The sequence below is a fragment of the Rhizorhabdus antheiae genome (assembly GCF_049889055.1).
Taxonomy (GTDB): domain Bacteria; phylum Pseudomonadota; class Alphaproteobacteria; order Sphingomonadales; family Sphingomonadaceae; genus Rhizorhabdus.
This window is the reverse complement of sequence record NZ_JBLTWO010000006.1, coordinates 62,301-81,772: the sequence shown is the minus strand read 5'-3', so window position 1 is coordinate 81,772 and position 19,472 is coordinate 62,301. Positions and strand designations below refer to the sequence as shown.

17 protein-coding genes and 1 tRNA gene are annotated in these 19,472 nt (G+C 65.8%); 11 read left to right on the top strand and 7 right to left on the bottom strand.

Going from position 1 to position 19,472, the window contains the following annotated elements:
* Positions 1–13 precede the first annotated feature (13 nt).
* Genes ACNI3R_RS12720 through ftsE form a run of 4 tightly spaced genes read right to left on the bottom strand, consistent with a single transcriptional unit; the run spans position 14 to position 2,836 of the window.
* Positions 14–700: a lysophospholipid acyltransferase family protein gene (locus ACNI3R_RS12720; protein ID WP_426184195.1), complete on the bottom strand. Its 687-nt coding sequence runs from the start codon at positions 698–700 to the stop codon at positions 14–16.
* Positions 700–1,233: a YdcF family protein gene (locus ACNI3R_RS12715; protein ID WP_426183827.1), complete on the bottom strand. Its 534-nt coding sequence runs from the start codon at positions 1,231–1,233 to the stop codon at positions 700–702. Before ACNI3R_RS12715 ends, ACNI3R_RS12720 begins: the two co-directional genes overlap by 1 nt.
* Complete coding sequence (locus ACNI3R_RS12710) at positions 1,230–2,141, bottom strand: cell division protein FtsX (RefSeq protein ID WP_426183825.1); 912 nt, start codon at positions 2,139–2,141, stop codon at positions 1,230–1,232. Before ACNI3R_RS12710 ends, ACNI3R_RS12715 begins: the two co-directional genes overlap by 4 nt.
* Positions 2,141–2,836 (bottom strand): cell division ATP-binding protein FtsE, encoded by a 696-nt coding sequence (gene ftsE / locus ACNI3R_RS12705; protein ID WP_426183823.1) that lies wholly within the window; start codon positions 2,834–2,836, stop codon positions 2,141–2,143. Before ftsE ends, ACNI3R_RS12710 begins: the two co-directional genes overlap by 1 nt.
* A 99-nt stretch (positions 2,837–2,935) precedes the next feature.
* On the opposite strand from ftsE, the gene ACNI3R_RS12700 reads away from it, so the two are divergent.
* The 3 genes from ACNI3R_RS12700 (at position 2,936) to ACNI3R_RS12690 (ending at position 5,062) form a co-directional block, all read left to right on the top strand.
* Positions 2,936–3,700, top strand: a complete 765-nt coding sequence (locus ACNI3R_RS12700) for an MJ0042-type zinc finger domain-containing protein (RefSeq protein WP_426183821.1) — start codon at positions 2,936–2,938, stop codon at positions 3,698–3,700.
* 76 nt (positions 3,701–3,776) lie between these two features.
* On the top strand, positions 3,777–4,877 hold the full coding sequence (locus tag ACNI3R_RS12695) for a 6-phosphofructokinase (RefSeq protein ID WP_426183819.1): 1,101 nt from the start codon (positions 3,777–3,779) through the stop codon (positions 4,875–4,877).
* 98 nt (positions 4,878–4,975) lie between these two features.
* A tRNA-Leu gene (locus ACNI3R_RS12690) sits at positions 4,976–5,062 on the top strand.
* 129 nt (positions 5,063–5,191) lie between these two features.
* Here the strand turns inward: ACNI3R_RS12690 and ACNI3R_RS12685 are convergent.
* Both ACNI3R_RS12685 and ACNI3R_RS12680 read right to left on the bottom strand, forming a co-directional pair.
* Positions 5,192–7,141 (bottom strand): alpha/beta hydrolase family protein, encoded by a 1,950-nt coding sequence (locus tag ACNI3R_RS12685; RefSeq protein ID WP_426183817.1) that lies wholly within the window; start codon positions 7,139–7,141, stop codon positions 5,192–5,194.
* A gap of 154 nt (positions 7,142–7,295) precedes the next feature.
* Positions 7,296–7,691, bottom strand: a complete 396-nt coding sequence (locus ACNI3R_RS12680) for a hypothetical protein (RefSeq protein WP_426183815.1) — start codon at positions 7,689–7,691, stop codon at positions 7,296–7,298.
* A 109-nt stretch (positions 7,692–7,800) separates the two neighbouring features.
* On the opposite strand from ACNI3R_RS12680, the gene ACNI3R_RS12675 reads away from it, so the two are divergent.
* Together ACNI3R_RS12675 and ACNI3R_RS12670 are read left to right on the top strand one after the other, a co-directional pair.
* The gene (locus ACNI3R_RS12675) at positions 7,801–8,259 is read left to right on the top strand and encodes a helix-turn-helix domain-containing protein (RefSeq protein WP_426183813.1); all 459 of its coding nucleotides are present in this window, start codon (positions 7,801–7,803) and stop codon (positions 8,257–8,259) included.
* On the top strand, positions 8,259–9,542 hold the full coding sequence (locus ACNI3R_RS12670; protein WP_426183811.1) for a type II toxin-antitoxin system HipA family toxin: 1,284 nt from the start codon (positions 8,259–8,261) through the stop codon (positions 9,540–9,542). Before ACNI3R_RS12675 ends, ACNI3R_RS12670 begins: the two co-directional genes overlap by 1 nt.
* Before the next feature lie 432 nt (positions 9,543–9,974).
* Here the strand turns inward: ACNI3R_RS12670 and ACNI3R_RS12665 are convergent, their stop codons facing one another.
* The gene (locus tag ACNI3R_RS12665; protein ID WP_426183809.1) at positions 9,975–10,454 is read right to left on the bottom strand and encodes an Lrp/AsnC family transcriptional regulator; all 480 of its coding nucleotides are present in this window, start codon (positions 10,452–10,454) and stop codon (positions 9,975–9,977) included.
* Between the two features lie 268 nt (positions 10,455–10,722).
* On the opposite strand from ACNI3R_RS12665, the gene ACNI3R_RS12660 reads away from it, so the two are divergent.
* The 6 genes from ACNI3R_RS12660 (at position 10,723) to ACNI3R_RS12635 (ending at position 19,392) form a co-directional block, all read left to right on the top strand.
* Positions 10,723–12,219, top strand: coding sequence for a S10 family peptidase (locus ACNI3R_RS12660; RefSeq protein ID WP_426183807.1), 1,497 nt, complete (start codon positions 10,723–10,725; stop codon positions 12,217–12,219).
* 14 nt (positions 12,220–12,233) lie between these two features.
* Positions 12,234–13,202, top strand: a complete 969-nt coding sequence (locus tag ACNI3R_RS12655) for an ornithine cyclodeaminase family protein (protein ID WP_426183805.1) — start codon at positions 12,234–12,236, stop codon at positions 13,200–13,202.
* Positions 13,199–15,304 carry an amidohydrolase family protein gene (locus ACNI3R_RS12650; RefSeq protein ID WP_426183803.1) on the top strand — a complete coding sequence of 702 codons (2,106 nt, stop codon included), beginning with the start codon at positions 13,199–13,201 and terminating at the stop codon, positions 15,302–15,304. Before ACNI3R_RS12655 ends, ACNI3R_RS12650 begins: the two co-directional genes overlap by 4 nt.
* Entirely contained in the window at positions 15,294–16,787 is a 1,494-nt protein-coding gene (locus ACNI3R_RS12645) for a S10 family peptidase (RefSeq protein WP_426183801.1), read from the top strand. The genes ACNI3R_RS12650 and ACNI3R_RS12645 overlap by 11 nt, the downstream gene beginning before the upstream one ends.
* Positions 16,784–18,118, top strand: coding sequence for an APC family permease (locus ACNI3R_RS12640; RefSeq protein WP_426183799.1), 1,335 nt, complete (start codon positions 16,784–16,786; stop codon positions 18,116–18,118). The genes ACNI3R_RS12645 and ACNI3R_RS12640 overlap by 4 nt, the downstream gene beginning before the upstream one ends.
* An 80-nt stretch (positions 18,119–18,198) precedes the next feature.
* Positions 18,199–19,392, top strand: a complete 1,194-nt coding sequence (locus tag ACNI3R_RS12635) for a pyridoxal phosphate-dependent aminotransferase (RefSeq protein ID WP_426183797.1) — start codon at positions 18,199–18,201, stop codon at positions 19,390–19,392.
* The last annotated feature ends 80 nt before the right edge of the window (positions 19,393–19,472 follow it).

The following is a 19,472-nucleotide window of genomic DNA, read 5'->3' as shown; positions in this document are numbered from 1 at the left end:
CCGGAGCGAGAGGCTATGCCTCCAGCGTGTTGATCGCGGCGTGGACGCTCCGCTCGACCTCGTCGCGCGGCAGGCCAGTCGGAATGGGGTCGCCCAGACGGATGGTGATGATGCCGGGCCATTTGCGGAAGCTTTCGCGGGGCCAGACCCGGCCGCTGTCGAGTGCGATCGGTACGACGGGCAGACGAAGCTGCTTGTAGAGGCCGGCGAAGCCCGGCTGCAGCGGCGGCTGCTCGCCGGGGAGCACGCGCGTCCCCTCGGGAAAGATCAGCACCGACCGGCCGGCTTCGCGTGCGTCGGCTGCCGCCCGCATCATCCGCCGCAGCGCCTTGGCGGAGCCGGCCCGGTCCACCGGTATCACGCCCTGCCTGCGCGCGATGGAGCCGAACAACGGAATGTCCGCCAGCTCGCGCTTCATAACGGTGGCGGGGCCGCCCAGCGCGCGGAGCAGTTCGATCGTCTCGAACATCGACTGGTGCTTGGAGGCGAACAGGCAGGGCCCGGTCGGCAGCGTCCCTTCGAAACGGACCCGGATGCCGAGGATCGTGCGCGTCGCCCAGCCGTGGAAGCGTGCCCATCGCTGCGCCTGGCCCCGCACCGCCGCATCGCCGAACGGCACCAGCAGGAAGGCGGTGAGCACCGCGACGGCAGTCCCCGTATAGAAAATCAGCGCGAACAGCGCCGAGCGCAACCCGATCATCATACCCCCACCAGCGCGGCGAGCCGCCGCAGCACATATTTATTATATTCGCGAACCAGATCGGACAGCGCCGGCTGGGTCGGCACCGCATCGGCGACGATCGTCAGCCCATCCGGCGCCATCGCCTCGAGGTCGAAACGGGCGCGGCGCATGTGCCAGTCCGATGTCACCAGCCGGATGCTGCGATAGCGGTTGCGCGCGATCCAGCGGGTCGCCTCCTCCGCATTGGACCGCGTGTCGACCGATTCATGGCCAAGGTCGACGCAGCAGTCGACGAGCGCCTCGGGTGCCTTGAATTGCACGGCCAGTTCGTGCGGGCGGACACGGCGGTCGGTTCCGGACACGAGCAGCCGCTTTGCTCTTTTCCGCGCGAGCATGTCCAGCCCGCGCTCGATCCGTCCGCGCCCGCCCGTCGTGACGACGATGCCCTCGGTGACCACGGCGTCGCCCGCCGGCTGCGGCAGGAACAGCGCGAACGCCATGAAACCCAGAATCCACAGCAGCAGGAGGGCGGACAGGCTGCGGACGATCATAGCCGCTTCCTGAGCGCGAGGATGATGGTGAGGCGCGCCGCGAGCATGGCGAGCAGCGTACCGGCAAGCGGCAGCAACGCCAGCACGAACCATGCGAAGCCGGGCAGCGCGACCGATCCGATCAGGTCCGATCCGACCTGCGCGATGCGGTCGCCGACCGCGAGGATCACCAGGGAGGCGAGCAGCAGCCCGACAAGCCCGCCGAACAGCGCATCGGTCGCGATCCGCCGCTGGAAGAGCTGGGCGATCTGCGCGTCGGTCGATCCCAGATGGTGCATCACGTCGATCGTCGCCTGATGCGTGTTGAGCGCGGCGCGGGCGGCGAGGACCACGGTGAAGGCGGCGGCGGCAGCCATCAGCAGGACCAGTACCATCGCGAGCCAGCGCAGCGCGCCGATCAGCCCCGAGAGCGGCGCCAGCCACTGGGCATGATCGTCGACACGCGCCTGCGGAGCGATGGCCTTCACTCGCGCGGCGACCGCAGGAAGCGCCTCGCGCGCGCCTTCGGCGAAGACGACGTCGATCATCGCCGGTACGGGCAGATCGCTGTCGGCGAGGCCCCCGCCCAGCCAGGGACGCAGCAATTCGGTGATCTCGGCCTCGCCGATTCGCCGCACCGAGGCCACGCCGGGCTGCTCGGCGATCATTGCAACGAGCCGGTCGGCGACGGCGTCGCGCCGCGGCTGGTTGGCGTCGACGATCTGGATCGTCGCCTGGGCATAGACATGGCTGTCGAGACCACGCGCCGCATAGCCAAGCGCCAGGCCGGCCGCCGCCGCCAGTACCATCAGGAACATCATGATCGCGATGACCCAGGGCATCGGACCCGACAGCCAGCCCTCGGGCAGGATACGCCGGCCCGCCGCGCTGGTCAGCCAATTGCCCGATCCGCGTCCGAACAGCGCCATCAGTGCGCCGCTCCGATGGGCTGGGCCAGACGCCCCTTGTCGAGCTTGATCAACTGCGCATTGCGCACACGCGGGATCAGGTGGAGGTCGTGGGTGGCGACGACGATCGTCGTGCCCAGCTTGTTGAGCGCTTCGAACAGATAAAGCAGCCGGCCCGCCATGTCCGGGTCGACATTGCCCGTAGGCTCGTCCGCGACCAGGATTTCGGGCCGGCCGATCACCGCGCGGGCGATCGCTACGCGCTGCTGCTCTCCACCCGACAGGGTTGCCGGCTTGGCATGGGCGCGACCCGAGAGCCCCACCCATTCGAGCATCTCGCGCACAGGCGTATCGATGTCCGCCTCGGCGACCCCGTTCACGCGCAGCGGCAGGGCGATATTCTCATAGGCCGAGAGATGATCGATCAGGCGGAAATCCTGGAATACCGTACCGATCCGGCGACGGAAGCCGGGGATGCGCGCGCGCGGCAGGGTGACGACGTCCTCGCCGAACATCCGGATCAGGCCCCGGCTCGGCCGCTGCGCCAGATAGATCATGCGCAGCAGCGAGCTCTTCCCCGCGCCCGACGGGCCGGTGAGAAAATAGAAAGCGCCGGCCGCGAGGTCGAAGCTCAGATCGCTCAGCGTCTCCATGGCGGAGCCATAGCGCAGCCCGACATTTTCGAACTGGACGATATTGCTGGCCCCCGGCCTCATCCTGTCGATCCCTCGCACATGGGCGGAGCCATGGCACAGCACAGGCGCGCCCGCAAATGCTTGCAGCCGGAGTCGTCTAGGGTCTAGTGAAGGGCATCCATGATACTGATCTGCCCCGCCTGTAACACCCGCTACCTTGTGCCCGACGCCGCGATCGGGGCTTCGGGCCGCCAGGTCCGTTGCGCCAGCTGCAAGCATAGCTGGTTCCAGGATCCGCCGTCGCTGGCGCTCGATGCGGGTGCCCGGTCCGGCGACAGCGGCGCTTCCGCCCCGGTTGCCCCCGCGTCCCCGGCTCCGGCCGCGCCGACGACGGTCGAACCCGTCCCGCCCGCAGCAGGACCGGCGAGCGAAGTGCCCGAGAATGAGGTGCAGGCCCGCTATGACGGCCCGCGCGAGGTGGCGCCGATCCATGACATCGTGCCGGCCGGCCGCCGTCGCCGGAACACCGCCAGGCTGCTGACCATCGCCTCGATCATCATCGCTCTGCTGCTGCTGTCGGGCATCGGCGCCGTGGTCGCCGTCGGACCGGACAAGCTGGCGGAAAAGCTCGGCATCGTGCCTGCGCCCGTGCCGCTGGTGATCGAGATGACCGGCAAGCCCGAACGGCGCGAGACCGCCAGCGGCAATGAACTGCTCGCGGTCACCGGCAAGGTGGTCAATCCAACCGACCAGCCGCAGACGGTCCGCGACATCCGCGCCGAGCTGCGCGATACGCAGGGCCGTACCGTCTATAGCTGGACGATCACGCGGCCCGTGCCGATGCTCGCACCCGGCGCTTCCGCCGAGTTCGACAGCGCGGCGGTCGACATTCCGCGCGGGGCCAAGAATCTGCACCTGAGCTTCATCGGGCCGACCGGCAGCTGATCCTGGCCGCCGGCGCGGAACAAGCCGTCGCGGATGCGGTTCGGCTCGGGACCACGGACAGGAGGATAGCCGGACGATGCGCATCGGAGTTTTGACAGGCGGCGGCGACGTTCCGGGGCTCAACCCCTGCATCCGATCGATCGCGCTGTCGGCGATCGATCGTGGTTGGGACGTCATCGGTTTCCGGCGCGGCTGGCAGGGCTTTCTCGAAATCGATCCTGCCGATGCGGACAGCGTCGCAGCGCACAGCATCCGCCTCGACCGCGAGGCGGTGCGCGGGATCGACCGCGTCGGCGGGACGATGCTCCACACATCGCGCACCGATCCGCGCACCGTGGCCGGCGGCGACCGGACCGCGCATGTCCTGAAGGTGCTGGAAGCGCTCGGCGTCGACGCGCTGATCACCCTGGGCGGCGACGGCACGCTGCGCTTTTCGGCGCACCTGTCGCAGCAGGGCTTTCCCGTCGTCTCTATCCCCAAGACGATGGACAATGACGTGTTCGGCACCGACTATTGCATCGGCTTCTCGACGGCGATCACGCGATCGGTCGACGCGATCAACGCGCTGCGCACCACCGCCGAGAGCCATGAGCGGATCGCGATCGTCGAACTGTTCGGCCGGCGCTCAGGCGAAACCGCGCTGCTCGCCGGTTTCCTGGCGCAGGTCGACCGTACCGTTATCGCGGAGGTACCGGCCGATCCCGATCGGCTGATGGCGCTGCTCGCCGAAGATCGTCGCAGCCGGCCCGGTGCCTATGCGATGTGCGTGATCTCCGAAGGCGCGAAGCTCAACGGCGATGGCGACAGCGACGAAGAACGGCGCCTGTCCGCCACCCAGCGCAGCGAGCAGGCGGTCAGCCGGCGGCTGGCGCTGATGATCGAGCAGCGCTCGAAAGAGGGTACGATCGTCCAGCAGCTCGCTTATCTGATGCGTTCGGGCGATCCCGACGCGCTCGACCGGATGGTCGGCTTCGCCTTCGGCGGTCTTGCGATCCAGACGATCGAGCGCGGCGAGACGGGCCGGATGCTGGCGCTGCGCGATGGCAACTACACCCATGTCCCGATCGACACGCTGCTCGGCGGAACCAAGAGCGTCGACGTCGCGGCGCTCTACGACCCTGTGCGCTACCGCCCCAAGCTGACCGACGTGCAGGGCATGCCGATGTTTCTCTACTGATTTGGGAAAAGCGGGATTCAACTGTTGCGCCCCGTCTAACCCTTTGCTAGTGGCGCGGGCCTGCCAGCGTCCCGGGTGTCCGGGTCCCTGTTCGATGTGCGGTCGTGGCGGAACTGGTAGACGCGCAACGTTGAGGTCGTTGTGGCCGAAAGGCCGTGGAAGTTCGAGTCTTCTCGACCGCACCATCATCCTGAAATATGAAGAGTTTTCCCTTCGGGGGGCGGATCGGTCGGCCCCAGGTCGCCGAATTGACGACTATTGCCGCACTGATCGTCGAGAGCGTGGCTCCGGTCATGGGTGGACGGCAGCGATGCTCAGTCGGCGGGATTGTTCTTCTGCACGAAGGCCACAGCTGCCTCCAGCATCTGCTTGCGCGTCGTGGCCCGCGATAGCCAGTGGTCTTCGCTCGGCAGCGTGACCAGTTCATAAGGCTTGGCTGCGGCCTTGAGCGCATCGGCCATGGCGCTGCTCTGACTGAACGGCACGACCACGTCGTCCTTTCCATGAATAAGCAGGATTGGCGCATCCGCGTCGCGTGCATGTCGGCGTGGCGACACAGCCGCGAAGCCCGATGGATCGCCGAGACTCTCTTTCAGCTGGCTCATGAGCATCGGATTACGGCCGCTTTCGCGATAGTCGGTCCAGTACATGTCGGCGAGGTCACTGACGGGTGCCACCGCGACGGCGCATCGATAAAGCCCCTTTTGCAGCGTCACGCCGGCAAGCGCGGCATAGCCGCCATAACTGCCGCCGACGATGCAGGCGCGTTTTGGATCCACGATGCCGCGCCGGGCGAGCTCGGCGAGACCATCGGAGATGTCGGTCTGCATCTTGCGGCCCCACTGGCCGTAACCCGCACGGCGAAATGCATCGTCGCGATTGGTCGAGCCGCGAAAATTGGGTTGAAAAACGGCATAGCCGCGCGAGGCGAAGGCCTGCGCTTGCCAGTCGAAAACGGCATCGTCCCTGGCGTGAGGACCGCCATGGGGTAGCATCACGACGGGCAGGTTCTTCGCCTCGCGCCCTGGTGGCAAAGTCAGAATGCCGTCGAGCGCCAGGCCGTCCGATGCCCTGTAGGCGACGGATGAGATCGCGCCAACCGCTTCGGGTCTGATCAGCGGGTAGTTCTCGCCCGCCAGCTCCGCCCGGCGCTGCGCGACGTCGACGACGTACCAGGTACCGCTGTCGCCGTTGCCGCTGGTCTCGACCAGGAAATGACTGAAACTGGGCGTCCATTCGACGATGCGTACTTTCACGCCGGGAAAGGCACGATAGACCTTTGCGACGATCTCCTGCTGCGCTGGATCGAACAGGACCGGCTTGGCCTCTGGTCCATTCGCCATGTAGCCCAGCATTCTGCCATTTGTAGGATCGACGAAGCTGCGGTCGATGCTCACATCGGCGAATACCTCCCGGATCATGCCGCCCGACAGGGGCGCTTCGTACCAATGGGTATTGCCGTCGGCTTCACTCTCGGAAGCATAGATGACACCGCTGCCGTCTCGGTTGAAACTGATCAGCCTGACATCGCCTGTTGGGTTGGTGCCGGTGGCCACTGCCTCGCCGGTGGCGTTCACGATGGTCCAGCGGCGGTTGATATGACCTATATCGAGTGTTGCCGCGACCTCGCCCTTGTCATCAATTAGCCAATCCGCCCGATGATCCGCGCTTGCTGCTCGGGCGATGCGGCGCGGCGAATTGCTCTTCAAATCGACGGCGAAGAGCGCCGGGCGGCCATGATCGAAGGTGAAGCGGCCGCGGTTGAGACTCGACTTCAGTTCGATGCCACCGAAATAGCCCAGCCAGTCGCCGCCGATCCGGCGAATCCCGCGCTGGCCGAAGATCGCGTGGATGATCGCCGGATTGCGACCGAACACCAGTTGCGGCGGCTTTCCTTCCGTAGAGACGATGATCGCGCCAAAAATTTCAGTTTTGGCGACGGTATATTCCGGATCAAGATCCTCTGCGGCGCTGGTGATAGCCATGACCATGTCCTCGCCCGCCCAGCGTATGTCCCGCAGCTTGGTGTCGTTTAGTGGGGCCGCAGCGAGGACCTCACGTTGCGCGCCCAAGACTACCAGCTTGCGCTCATCGCCCACGCGGCCGGCAATAGCGATGCCCGTCCCACTGGGCGATATCGACATAGCCTCGATGCCCGGAAGGTCGCCATAGACGGCGAGCGCCGGCGGCACTTCAGCCCATGCTGACTTGATGACAAAAAGACCGAGAGCCAGAGCGGCTGCAGGGAAGATGGTTCGTTTCACCTGTGCAATTCCCCCGAGCTTAGTTCTGTAGATTTGCAAAAGCGTGTCGGGACTGCAAGGCGCCTCCTGCCGTCCGGGTCAGAAGAGCCGGAACCGGTTTCTCAGTGCCCAGAAGCGGACGCCGGGTCGCCCGAGGTTTCGATCTGGGGCCTGCTCAGCCGACGTCGAAGCGCGCGCCGTCCCACAGGCTCCGCTCGCCCTCGTCGAGGCGCGTCACCGGCCTGTCCTTCGCATCGAACACCATCGTCTGCGGCGCATCCGGCCGGTGCAGCGGCCAGTCCGCGCCCGGCTTGCCGCTGCGGATGAACGATATCCAATGGGCGTGCATGCGGCGGGCGAGTGCTTCGGCTGCGGGGCCTTCGGGGCCGAGGAAGGCGCTTTGCGGGTCGCGGACCTTGTCCCACACCAGCGGCAGTTCGGAGCCGTGGACGGTACAGCCGGCATTCTGCGCCGCGCCGCCCGGAGGCCTTGCCCTCGGCGCATCAGTAGCGTCTCCCGGTGGGTGATCGGACCGGCCGGTCTCGAAGCTGACCGGACGCGCGCCATCCACAAGCGGTGTAGCGTCCGGTCAGCTTCGCGGGCGGCTGCCGGAGGTCCTCGAAGACGGTTGGATTGCGACCTTCAGCCTATCCAGATTCCGAGGACTGACACAGCGATACATGTTACGGAATTCCGAGCATCATGTAGCATTGTACGGAATACCGGTTGATAGTCAGAAGAATCTAAGTAACGTAATTCCGGGTGATCATTATAAATGTACGGTATTCCGTATGCATGTTGCTATTTTTTCGACATTGGGTGAACAGCTGCGCAGGCTGCGTGTGGAACGAGGCTGGTCGCAACCCGCATTGGCAGAGCGTCTCGGTCGCAGTCGGCCGCGCATCTCCGAGCTCGAGCGCGACCTCGCCAGCAATCGGCTGGGCCGCGATCGGCTGACGCTCTTCGCCGATATCTGCGATGCGCTCGATGTCGTACCGGTGCTGGTACCCAGGGCGCGCGCCGAGGAGGTCTTGCATCTGGTCGGGACGTCCACATCAGGGGACAGGCGGGCAGGGCCGGTCCGGTCCTCTTTTGACGAACTCTTCGTTGATCTTGGTGATGAGGAAGAGGCCGACTGATGGCCAAGGCTGCCGCCGTCCTCGGCGTCCATCTGCTCGACGCGGGGCGAGGTGCGATACGCGCGGGCAGCTTGACCCGCGACACCGATGGCGGCGTCATGTTCAACGTCGCCGAGACATATTTGCGCGATCCCTTGCGCCCGATCCTCAGTCTGGGCTGGCTCGATCCGGAATCAGAGGATCGAACCCGTGACCGTCTCGCATCGCGCAGTGACAAGATTGGGCTGCACGGCTCGGTGCCGCCCTGGTTCGACGGCCTTCTTCCCGAAGGCGCCCTGCGCGACCTGGTCCTGACAGAGATGGGGCCCGGCGACCATGACCAGTTCGATGTGCTGACCCGACTGGGAGCCGATCTTCCCGGCGCCGTTCTGATCATGCCCGAGACGGAGGCGCCGCTTTCGGCCGGGCCGCTTCACCTCGAACGGGTGGAGGGATTCCAGGCTGTCCGGCCTGAAGGCGTGGTCAAATTCTCGCTTGCAGGCATCCAGCTCAAATTCACCGCCAATCCCGAGGGCGAGCGGCTGACCCTGCCCGGAAGCGGCGATAGCGGGCGCTGCATCATCAAGGTCGCAAGCGATCGCTATGCCGGCCTGCCCGAGGCGGAGCATGGTGCCATGACGCTCGCCCGGATGATCGGGGTCGACACCGCACCCTGCCGCCTCATGCCGCGCAGCGCAGTCGATGGCGTGCCGGAGGAACTGCTTGCGCATGGCGACAACATCCTGGTTGTCGATCGGTTCGACCGCGGCGCGCAGGGCGAGCGGATTCACATCGAGGATGCCGGCCAGATCATCGGCGCGGTCGGCGATCGCACATATACGATGGCGAACACCGACACGGTGATCAACATGGTGAACCGGTTCAGCAGCGACCGCCGGGCCGACATCCTCGAGGCGGTGCGGCGGGTGGTCGCGGACATATTGCTCGGCAATGGCGATAATCACCTCAAAAACTGGTCGTTCCGCTTTCCGGCCCCGGGGGAAGTGCGGCTGTCGCCGGCCTATGACATCATACCCACAGTCCTGTTCATCCCACATGACAGGCTCGCCCTGCGCTTCGTGCGTACCCATAGATTCGAGGCGGTCGACATGCACCGTTTCGAGCATGTGGCGCGCTTTCTAAGGGTCGAGCCGAAATGGATCACCCGCGAGGTCAGAACGACCATTGAACGCGCGCTCGACCTTTGGCCGAAGGCCGCGCCCGAGGTGCTGGGCGAGCGCTGGGCAGAGGCCCTGCTTGCTCGCCTGGACAGGCTGCGCCTCGTGCAGGAAGCGCGCGGCTGATCGCGCTGTGCCTGGGGGACGTGCTGTGCACCTATGTCCTGCGAAATCCAGGATCGGCGGCGGACCATCCAGGTAGCGGTAGCGCGAGCCTGCCACGAACGGCCCTTCCGACCCGCGCTCTGACGGACCGATGCCGGCTCTTCCGCTGGCCCATCGTTCTCAAGAGTTGGGGCCGGGAAAGCCCAGCGCGTGTCACCCGGACCAACGTCTGGCCATGTGCAAGAGGCAGTCGACGGCGGGTGGCACTTCCAAACCCGTCACAGGGAGGAGAAGGCAAACCGAACATGCGGTCGGCCGTTCTTGTCTCTTCTGGTCCAAGGCTATTATATCCCCGCAGGCGCGCTCGCGCCGCGCCGCGCCGAGGCGCTGCCGTCAATGTGCCGGCCCGTCTGCTGTCCTGACCGAACATGGCGACGTGCGGCCGGTCGCGTCTCAGAATCGGCTTCTGCGCACCGGGATCGCGGTCGTCTGCTTGATTTCCGACAGGGTCACCGTCGACTGGACATCCTGGACGCCGGGCAACTTCAGGATCACCCGGAAGATGAACTTCTGATACCAGTCGAGCGATTCCGCGATAATCTTCAGCATCACGTCTCGCTCGCCGAAGATGGTGTGGCACTCGACGATCTCGGGCGTGTTCTCGACCTTGCGATTGAACTCTGCGCGAAGCTCCTCGCTCAGGGTCACCATCTTCAGGGTTGCGAAGATGTAGAGGCTGTCGCCGAACTTCTTGCGATCGAGCACGGCCACCTGCCCGACGATATAGCCCTCGTCGCGCAGCCGCTGGAGCCGGCGCCAGCAGGGCGATTGCGAAAGGCCCACGCGCTCCGCCAGTTCGGCCGTGGAGAGCGCCGCGTCCTTCTGGATCTGTTCCAGGATCTTGATGTCGATCGGCGTCAGCGCTTCGCTCATGATACCCCCCAGCTTCCGCCTCAATATCTCCGGCAGCAGCTGTCTTTGCGCAACATAAATCTACCCGCAATTCGGGCCATGCCGACTAAGCTTGCCTGTAAGGGTCGTGGTTCCCGGCATGGCACCATGGCAGCAAGACAGGTTGCGGAAGGGTCTGGCGGCGATGCCGCCGGATTTTCTATGCAGTCGAGCAGCATGTCCGGCACAACTTCGCATAATCATTTCGCGATGGCGCCCATAAATTGCTCGCTCGGAGGGTTTCTCGCGCATGAGATTCAGAACAGCTGTCGGCCGCGCCATGCTCGCTGCAAGCGTCGGACTGTGCGCCGCCATGGCGCAACCGGCAGCAGCAGCGCAGGGCGATGTCCGGACGGTAGTCGAACCGGTCGACCATCCGGCTGTCGTCACGAAGCACAAGGGCCGGTTTGGCGGGCAGACGATCACCTACACCGCAACCGTCGCGGGGCTGCCGGTAACGACCGCCGCTGGTCAGGGGGCCCGGATCGTCAGCTTCGCCTATACCCGCGACGGGATCGATCCGGCGACCCGGCCTGTGATGTTCCTGTTCAACGGCGGTCCGATCGTCGCCTCCCACTATCTCCACATCGGTGGCATCGGTCCGAAGCGCGTGGCCTATCCGGACGACGTGAAAGCAGATCCGTCGACCTTCGCCCTTGTCGACAATGTCCATTCGCCGCTCGATGCGGTCGACATGGTCTTCGTCGATCCGGCTTCGACCGGTTTCAGCCGGGTCGCGGCGGGAACCGATCCCCGCGCCTATTTTTCCGTCAGGACCGATGCTGCCCAGTTCGTCGCCTTTATCCGCGCCTGGCTGAAGGTGCATGGCCGCGAACGCTCACCCGTCTATCTGACGGGGGAAAGCTATGGCACCAACCGCGCGGCCGAGATCGCCGGGATATTGGCCGACGGCGCCGAGCCGCTGAAGCTGGCCGGCATCTTTCTCTATGGCCAGGCCGCCAATATCGTCGAATATTCCCAGCGCCCCGCCAATGTCACAAGCTATGTCGCCTCGCTGCCCACCATCGCCGCGATCGCCTATTATCATGGCAAGGCCGACTGCAGGGGGCGCACGCTCGAAGCCTTCCTCGCCGACGCGCGCAGCTTCGCGAAGGGCGACTATCTGACCACTCTCTATCAGGGCAGTGCTGCGTCCGATGCCGACCGGCGTCGCGTCGCTGATCGCCTCGCGGAATTCAGCGGCCTTTCCGCCGACTGGTATCTGGCCAATGGGCTGAAGATCACCAAGGAGCGCTATCGGGTCGAGCTGCTTCGCGACCGGGGGCTGCTGCTCGGTCGATCGGACGCGCGCTACACCGCGCCGATCACCGAGCAGGGCAATGGCCCCGATCCGGCCGACGTGCTGGCCCAGGGCGTGCAGAGATTCATGCCCATTTATCTGCGCGAGGATCTCAAGGTCGATTGGAAGGATCCCTATGTCCCGGCGGTCGAGATCGGCAGCCTCGAAGACTGGATCTGGGGTGAGGGCTCAAGCCCCTTCGCCGACTGGCCATATTACAAAGGCATCAGCAAGATGATGGCGCTCAATCCCGATTTCCGCCTGCTGATCGGCAATGGTATCTATGACACCCAGACCACGATGGGGGCGGCCGAACTGCTGGCGACCCAATCGGGCTGGGACCCGGCGCGCGTGACGCTGCGCTATTATGATGGTGGCCACACCGGCTATTCGGTGGCGGCGACCGCCAGGGCGATCGGCGGCGACATCCGCGCCCTCGTTCGCTGATCCGGGAGATACTTATGAGCATCGCCTTCTACGATAGCGAACAGGTCGAGCGGCTGCTCGACTATCCCGGCTGCATCGCGGCGATGCGCGAGGCGATGCGCGGCCTGTCCGAGGCGGGCAAGGCACAGCCGCTGCGCCAGATCATTCCCATATCCGAAAATGCCACCATGGGTCTGATGCCGGGCGATCTGCCCGCGATCGACCGGTTCGGCGCCAAGCTGCTCAGCATCGCTAAGGACCCCGACCGGCCGGGGCGGTCGCGCCATCTGGGGGTGGTGGTGTCCTTCTCCGCGACCACCGGCGAACTCGAGAGCCTATGCGATGCCGATGCGGTGACGGCGATCCGTACCGCCTGTGCGACGGCGGCGGCGACCGATGCGTTGGCTCGATCCGATGCGCGCGTGCTGGCGGTGTTCGGCACCGGCCTGCAGGCGGAGACCCATGTCCGCGCGCTGCGCCATGTGCGCAGCTTCGACCGGGTGCTGCTTTGGGGGCGTTCCTTCGACACCGCGGCCGCGCTCGCACGCCGGCTTTCGACGGAGCTCGGCCTGTCGGTGGACCCGGTCTCCGACGGACGGAGCGCCGCCGAGCAGGCCGACGTCATCTGTACGGTCAGCGGTTCGGCCGAGCCGATCCTGCTGCGCGCATGGGTCCGCGACGGGACTCATGTGAACCTCATAGGGTCGAGCTATCTCGGCCCGGTCGAGGTCGATGCCGCACTGGTCGCCGCCAGCCGCTATATCGCCGATTACCGGCCGGGCGTTCTGGCCCAGTCGGCCGAACTCGCGGTCGCCCGCGCGGCGGGGCTCGTCACCGACGATCATGTCGTCGGCGAGATCGGCGAGGTTCATGCCGGCACCCTGATCGGGCGTGAAAGTGCGAACCAGATCACGATCTACAAGTCGCTCGGCCATGTCGTGCAAGATCTGGCGGCGGCGGCCTATATCCACGCCCGCGCCACCGGACGGGTTTCCGCCGCATGAGGAAACCAGCCCTTTCCGCCCTGCTGATACCGTTGCTCATCGGCGTCTCGACGGCCGCCTTGGCCGCCACCGAGCGGCTCTCGATCGTCGCCAATGGCGAGCAGGTCGGGTCGGTCGTGATCGACAGCCAGGGCGACCGCACCGTCGTCGACTATCGGGTCGACAATAATGGCCGCGGTCCCAAGCACAGGGAGGAACTGAGCTTCGGCCCCGATGGCGTGCCCGTCACGTGGACGATCAGGGGCACGTCCCTGATGGGCGGCACAGTCGACGAGAGCTACCGCTTCTCCGGCGGCCGCGCTCTGTGGAGCAGCCAGGCCGATTCCGGAAGCATCGCGGCGAAACGGCCGCCGCTCTACGTGGTCAACGATGGCAGCCCCTATGCGACCTGGGTCTATGCCCGCGCCGCGCTCGCCCGACCCGATCACAGCATCCCGGTGCTGCCCTCCGGCCGGATCACGATCGAGAAGCTCAGGACGTTCGAGATCGGCGAGGGCGGCGCCGCGGTCGAGGTCACGGCGTGGCGGCTCACCGGGGTACAGCTCAACCCCAGCTATCTGCTGCTCGATAAAGAGCTGAAGCTGTTCGCGCTGTTCGGTCCCGGCACCGAAGGCACGACGGTCCGCGCGGGATATGAGGCCGCTGTCCCGATGCTCGGCAAGCTGGGCGTCGAACTGGAGACCGAGCAGGCGCTAGCGCTCCAGCAGAAGCTCGCACATCGCTTCGACAGCCCCGTCCGCATCCGCAATGTCCGCATCTTCGACCCCGACAGCGGCAGGCTGTCTCCGCTGTCGACCGTCGTGGTGATGCGGGACAGCATCACGCAGGTGATCGCCGACGATCGCCTGCCGGTTCCCGAGGATCAGGCGGTGATCGATGGCGAGGGCGGCACCCTCTATCCCGGCCTGCACGACATGCATTCGCACGCGACCCTGTCTTCGGGCCTGCTCTATCTGGCTGCCGGGGTCACCGCGACCCGCGATATGGGCAACGACAACGCATTCCTTCAGGATCTGCTGAGCAAGATCGATACCGGGCAGGTCGCCTGGCCGCGCATCCAGCCCAACGGGTTCATCGAGGGCCGCAGCCCCTATTCGGCCCGTTTCGGTTTCATCCCTGCATCGATCGACGAGGCGCTGAAGGATGTCCGCTGGTACGCCGATCGTGGTTATGCAGAGATCAAGATCTACAACTCGATGAATCCGGACTGGGTCGGGCCGATCGCCGCCGAGGCCCACCGGCTGGGTATGCGCGTCACCGGCCATGTTCCGGCCTTCGATACGCCCGACCGGGTGATCGAGGACGGCTATGACTCGATCGCGCATCTCAACCAGCTCATGCTGGGCTGGATATTGCGGCCTGGGGAGGATAGCCGCACGACGCTGCGCCTGACCGCGATGGCGCGCGGCGGATCGCTCGATCTCCGATCGGAGCCGGTCCGGAAAACCGTTCGCCTGATGCAGCAGCGGGGTACCGCACTCGACACCACGGTGGTCATCCTCGAACAGCTGATGATGAGCCGCGCGGGACAGGTGCCGATGGGGCAGGAGGACTTCCTCTCGCACATGCCGATCGGTTTTCAGCGCTATCGCAAACGCTCCTTCGTCACGATCGCCGACAAGGCCGAGGCCGACGCCTATCAGGCGGGCTATGACAAGATGCTCGAGACGGTCGGCATGCTGCACAAACAGGGGATTCGGCTGCTGCCCGGTACCGACGACGCGACCGGCTTCTTCGTCCTGCGCGAGCTCGAGCTTTATGTGAAGGCGGGTCTCACGCCGGCGGAGGCGCTGCGGACCGCGACCCTGGGCGCTGAGGAGTTTCTCGGCCGCACCGATCGGCTGGGGACCATCGCCCGAGGCAAGCTGGCGGACTTCGTGCTGGTGCCGGGCGATCCGACGCGCGACATCGCCGCGATCCGGCGGCCGCGCATGGTGATGAAGGGCGGGACGGTCTATTTCCCCTCCGAAATTTACACCGCGCTGGGGATAGAACCCTTCACCGTCGCCCCGACCATTCGCCCCGCATCGACGAGCACGGCTCCCACTGACCGCAGTGACCCGGTCGGATTCGGCTATGGGGACCATATCCATGATGATTGATCGCGTCCTGATCGGTCTGACGATCGGGCTGGCCCCGCTTCCGGCAATCGCAGGTCCGCCCCCGCCGGCTGTTTCAGAGGGTGCCGATGTGCAGCCGCGCATTTTTCGATCAGAGGGGCGCGGGGCCTTTGGAGGGACGACGCTGCGCTACAGCGCGGCGGTCGAGGAGTTCCGCCTTCCGGGCGCGAGCGTCTTCGTCACAAGCTATGTGCGCCGCGATGTCGGCGAGCCGGCGGACCGGCCGGTGGTTTTCGCCTTCAATGGCGGTCCGGGTTCTGCGTCGCTGTGGTTGCATCTTGGCCTTCTGGGGCCGCAGCGTGTCGATTTCGACGATGAAACCCGGCCGCAGACCGTCGCGCCCTTTACCACCGTGGACAATGTCGACAGTCCTCTCGACGTCGCCGATATCGTGCTGATCGACCCGCCCGGCACCGGCTACAGCCGCGTCCTGTCCAACGGCAAAACCACCGACTTTTATGGTGTCGAGCAGGATGCCGGTGCGATGGTGCAGGTCGTCGAGCAGTGGCTGAGCCGCCACGGCCGCATCAACGCGCCGAAATATCTTGTGTCGGAAAGCTACGGCACCGTCCGTGCGGCGGTGATGGCGCAGATGATGGCGGGTGGCCCGACCCAGACCGGTCGCATGGACGGGCTTACCCTCAACGGGGTCGTTCTGCTGGGTCAGGCGATGGACATGCAGCGTACCGAAAGCGATCGCGCCTATCTCTCGATCCTTCCTTCGCTTGCCGCCACCGCCTGCCATTTCGGCAAGGGCCCGGCGGGGTGCACCCCAGCCAGCCAGGTCGAGGCGGCGAGGCGCTTCATTGAAACGACATACCTCCCGGCACTGTACGCCGGCTCCCGCCTGCCCACCGACCGCAGAGCGGCGGTCGCGCATGAGCTGGCGACGCTGGTGGGGCTGGACGAGAAGGACCTGGTCCCCGCAGACCTGCGCATTGACGGCGGCGCCTTCGCGAAGCGGCTGCTCGTCGGTCAAGGGCAGCGACTGGGCCTCTATGATGCGCGCTTCACCTTGCCCCTACAGGGGGCGGGGGCCGATCCGGTCGCGGATGATCCGGCGATGGGCCAATATGTGCCGGGATTCGTCGGAGCCTGGGCCGATTATGCGGTAAAACGTCTCAGGGTCGATCTCGACATTCCCTATGAACCGATCGCCTTTCGCGAGGTCAACGGGCGCTGGGATTATGGTTTCGGACCGGGGGTGCCGATGGGAAGAAATTATGCGCTCGATCTCGCCACGGCCATGAACCGCAACCCGGCGATGCGGCTGATGATCGGTACCGGCTATTATGATCTCGTGACCCCGCTCGGCGAGGCCGATTATGTGCTGACCCATTCCGGTATTCCGCTCTCCCGGACGAGCGTGCGCCGCTATGAATCGGGGCACGCACCCTATCTTGGCGCCAAGGCGCGAACCGCACTGGCCGCCGATCTGCGCGCCTTCCTGGTCGGCGCGAAGTGACCGCGCCCGCCGATCGCGCGACGCTGCGCAAGAGCGTCGGACTCGTCGGCGTCGTCACCTTCGGTGCCGGCACCGCCATCGGGGTTTCGATCTTCTCCATTCTCCAGCCGACCGCTGCCGTCGCCGGATCGGGTCTGCTCGCCGCGATCGGTGTCGCGGCCTTGCCGATGCTGGTCTTTGCCGTCGCCTATGCCTATCTCGGCTCGGCGCTGCCGGTGTCGGGCGCGTCCTACGAATGGCCGACGCGCTTCATCCATCCGGGTGTCGGCTTCATGATCGCCTGGCTGCGTGTCATCGCCAATGTCGGCGCGCTGACGATCCTGTCACAGGTGATGGTCAGCTATCTCGGCATGGTCTTTCCTATCCCGCTCAAGCCGGCGATGGCGGTGGCGATAAGCGGCGTCTTCGCGCTCAATTATGTAGGCGTGTCGATCGCGGCGAAGGTCCAGGCACAGCTTATGGCGCTGCTGCTGATCATTCTTGCCGTCTTCGTCGGGACGGGGCTGCCGCACTTCGACCCGGTCCTCGTCGGCAATCCGCTCAACGCCCCACCGCTGGCGATCCTCGCGGTCGTGCCGCTGATGATCTCGCTCTTTCTGGGGATCGAGTCCGCCGTCGAGATCGGGGAGGAGGTGCGCGACGCGCAACGCAACGTGCCGCTCGGTATCGCGCTTGCGATCGGCGTCACTGCGCTGGTCTATGGGCTGGTCGCCCTGACCGCGCTCGGCCTCATCGGACCGGAGAAGCTCGCAGTGAGCCAGGCACCCTTGCTCGAGGCGTCGCAGGTGGTGCTGGGCGACCTGGCGGTCCCGCTGATAGTCGGTGCCGCCTGCCTCTCGATCATCAAGTCGATGAACGCCGCCACGCTCACCTTCTCGCGCAGCCTGTTCGCCATGGGCCGCAACGGGGCACTGCCGCGGGGGATCGGCGCGGTCCACCCCCGCTTCGGGACGCCGCACCGGGCGATCCTGCTCGGCTATGCCTGCGCCATGACCGGGCTGTTCCTGCCACCCAGCCTCATCTTCCTGCTGCTCGCGGTAAATGTCCCGACCATGCTCAAATATATGGCCTGCTCCTACTCGGCCACGGTCGTCGCGCGCCGACATCCGGAGATCCATGCCCGCTCGGCCCTGCGCCTTTCTCCCCGAACGGTCGTTGCCGTCGGTTATGCGGGAGTGATCTGTGCCCTCCTGGTCGGGATCTTCGGGATCGAGGCCGACCCGCGTCCCTATATGCTGGTCGGCGCCTGGCTGGTCGTCGGTCTGGTCTACTGGTTCGCCAAGCGGTGGTTCGAGGCGCGCGGCAAGGGCAGCCGCGCTTTGGGTGGTTAAGCGATCAAATTATGCGCAATGCCGCGCCGCCTTCGCGAGATAGAATAATTACTGCCGGCCGTCGGCGGTAGAGAGGCGTCATGTCGAACCTGTTATCCACGCCAATGCCGACGCCGCCCTCCGACGCAGGAAGCTATGCGGACTGGGTCCGTGCCGCACTGGCTACCGCTCGCCAGCGCCAGGGCAGTGCAGTCAGCCTGTTCGAAAGCTCGGTGCCCGAACCGCGCGAGTTGCTGCGCCACACCGTGCTGGAGGCGGTCGAGCCCCAGTTCTCGCGCTATTATGTTAGCGCCTTCGGTGACGGGAATCCGTTCGTTCGCGACATGCTCGCCGAACGCTACGCGGTCGACCGCAATCAGATTCTGTGCACCACCGGTGCCACTGGCGGCCTGTCGCTGATCTATCGCGCTTTCGTGAAGCCCGGCGACCATGTGCTGATCGAAACCCCGGGGTTCGACCTGTTTCGTCACCTGGCAGAGGCCTCTGGCGCTTCGATCGACTGCTTCCACCGCCGCGGTGACCGTTTCGCGATCGATATTGCCAAGGTCGAGGCACTGCTGCGCCCGAATACCCGACTGGTGGTCCTGTCCGATCTGCACAATCCCTCGGGCATGGCGGTTGCACCCGATGTGCTGCAGGGACTGGCCGAGCTCGCCGAACGGCGTGGCTTTCTGCTGGTGGTCGACGAAGTCTATGGCGACTATGCTGCGCATGAGCGTCGTGCAGGTCCGGCTTCGGCGCTGTCCCCGGCGGTCGTCAGTCTGTCGAGCCTGACCAAGATCTATGGCTTGGGCGTACTGCGCTGTGGCTGGATCGTCGGTGCGCCGGAGGTGCTCGAACCGCTGCGGCGCCTTAACGGTCGCGTGGAGTTCGGCGTGTCGACCTTGTCGCACGCGATCGCTGCGCATGTCATGTCGAGCGGAGCCGAATTCGAACAGCATTCGCGCAGCTATGTCGAACGCTGCCGGCCGCGTTTCCAGGCGTGGTTCGACGACATGGTGGCCGGGGGTTTGATGGGCGGAGCGTTGCCGGATGACGGTTGCATCTGTTTCCCGTCGCTGACCGGCATCACCGATAGCCGCGCCTTTTCCGAGTGGTTGATCGCGCGCTGCGGCGTCATCGTCGCGCCGGGGGAATATTTCGGTGCGCCGGGCCATGTCCGTATCGGGTTTTGCCAGGAGGACGATAAGCTGGAGGCCGGCCTGCGCGGCCTGGAAGAGGGGCTGCGCGCCTATGCGCGAGCGCCTCGAGCCGGTCGGTCAGGGCTGACCTGACGCCAGCTCGGCGCCCAAGCCGGTAAATCTTGATCCAACTCGGCGGCTGTCGGCGAAAATCTATGCGCGAAGCCGGTCCA

What these genes read in the sequence shown, in the direction of transcription:
- ACNI3R_RS12710 (WP_426183825.1), bottom strand. Translation starts at nt 2,141, where the DNA reads ATGGCGCTGTTCGGACGCGGATCGGGCAATTGGCTGACCAGCGCGGCG.
- ACNI3R_RS12650 (WP_426183803.1), top strand. Translation starts at nt 13,199, where the DNA reads ATGAGGAAACCAGCCCTTTCCGCCCTGCTGATACCGTTGCTCATCGGC.
- ACNI3R_RS12635 (WP_426183797.1), top strand. Translation starts at nt 18,199, where the DNA reads ATGTCGAACCTGTTATCCACGCCAATGCCGACGCCGCCCTCCGACGCA.
- ACNI3R_RS12700 (WP_426183821.1), top strand. Translation starts at nt 2,936, where the DNA reads ATGATACTGATCTGCCCCGCCTGTAACACCCGCTACCTTGTGCCCGAC.
- ACNI3R_RS12655 (WP_426183805.1), top strand. Translation starts at nt 12,234, where the DNA reads ATGAGCATCGCCTTCTACGATAGCGAACAGGTCGAGCGGCTGCTCGAC.
- ACNI3R_RS12695 (WP_426183819.1), top strand. Translation starts at nt 3,777, where the DNA reads ATGCGCATCGGAGTTTTGACAGGCGGCGGCGACGTTCCGGGGCTCAAC.
- ACNI3R_RS12660 (WP_426183807.1), top strand. Translation starts at nt 10,723, where the DNA reads ATGAGATTCAGAACAGCTGTCGGCCGCGCCATGCTCGCTGCAAGCGTC.
- ACNI3R_RS12675 (WP_426183813.1), top strand. Translation starts at nt 7,801, where the DNA reads ATGTTACGGAATTCCGAGCATCATGTAGCATTGTACGGAATACCGGTT.
- ftsE (WP_426183823.1), bottom strand. Translation starts at nt 2,836, where the DNA reads ATGAGGCCGGGGGCCAGCAATATCGTCCAGTTCGAAAATGTCGGGCTG.
- ACNI3R_RS12670 (WP_426183811.1), top strand. Translation starts at nt 8,259, where the DNA reads ATGGCCAAGGCTGCCGCCGTCCTCGGCGTCCATCTGCTCGACGCGGGG.
- ACNI3R_RS12715 (WP_426183827.1), bottom strand. Translation starts at nt 1,233, where the DNA reads ATGATCGTCCGCAGCCTGTCCGCCCTCCTGCTGCTGTGGATTCTGGGT.
- ACNI3R_RS12665 (WP_426183809.1), bottom strand. Translation starts at nt 10,454, where the DNA reads ATGAGCGAAGCGCTGACGCCGATCGACATCAAGATCCTGGAACAGATC.
- ACNI3R_RS12645 (WP_426183801.1), top strand. Translation starts at nt 15,294, where the DNA reads ATGATGATTGATCGCGTCCTGATCGGTCTGACGATCGGGCTGGCCCCG.
- ACNI3R_RS12720 (WP_426184195.1), bottom strand. Translation starts at nt 700, where the DNA reads ATGATCGGGTTGCGCTCGGCGCTGTTCGCGCTGATTTTCTATACGGGG.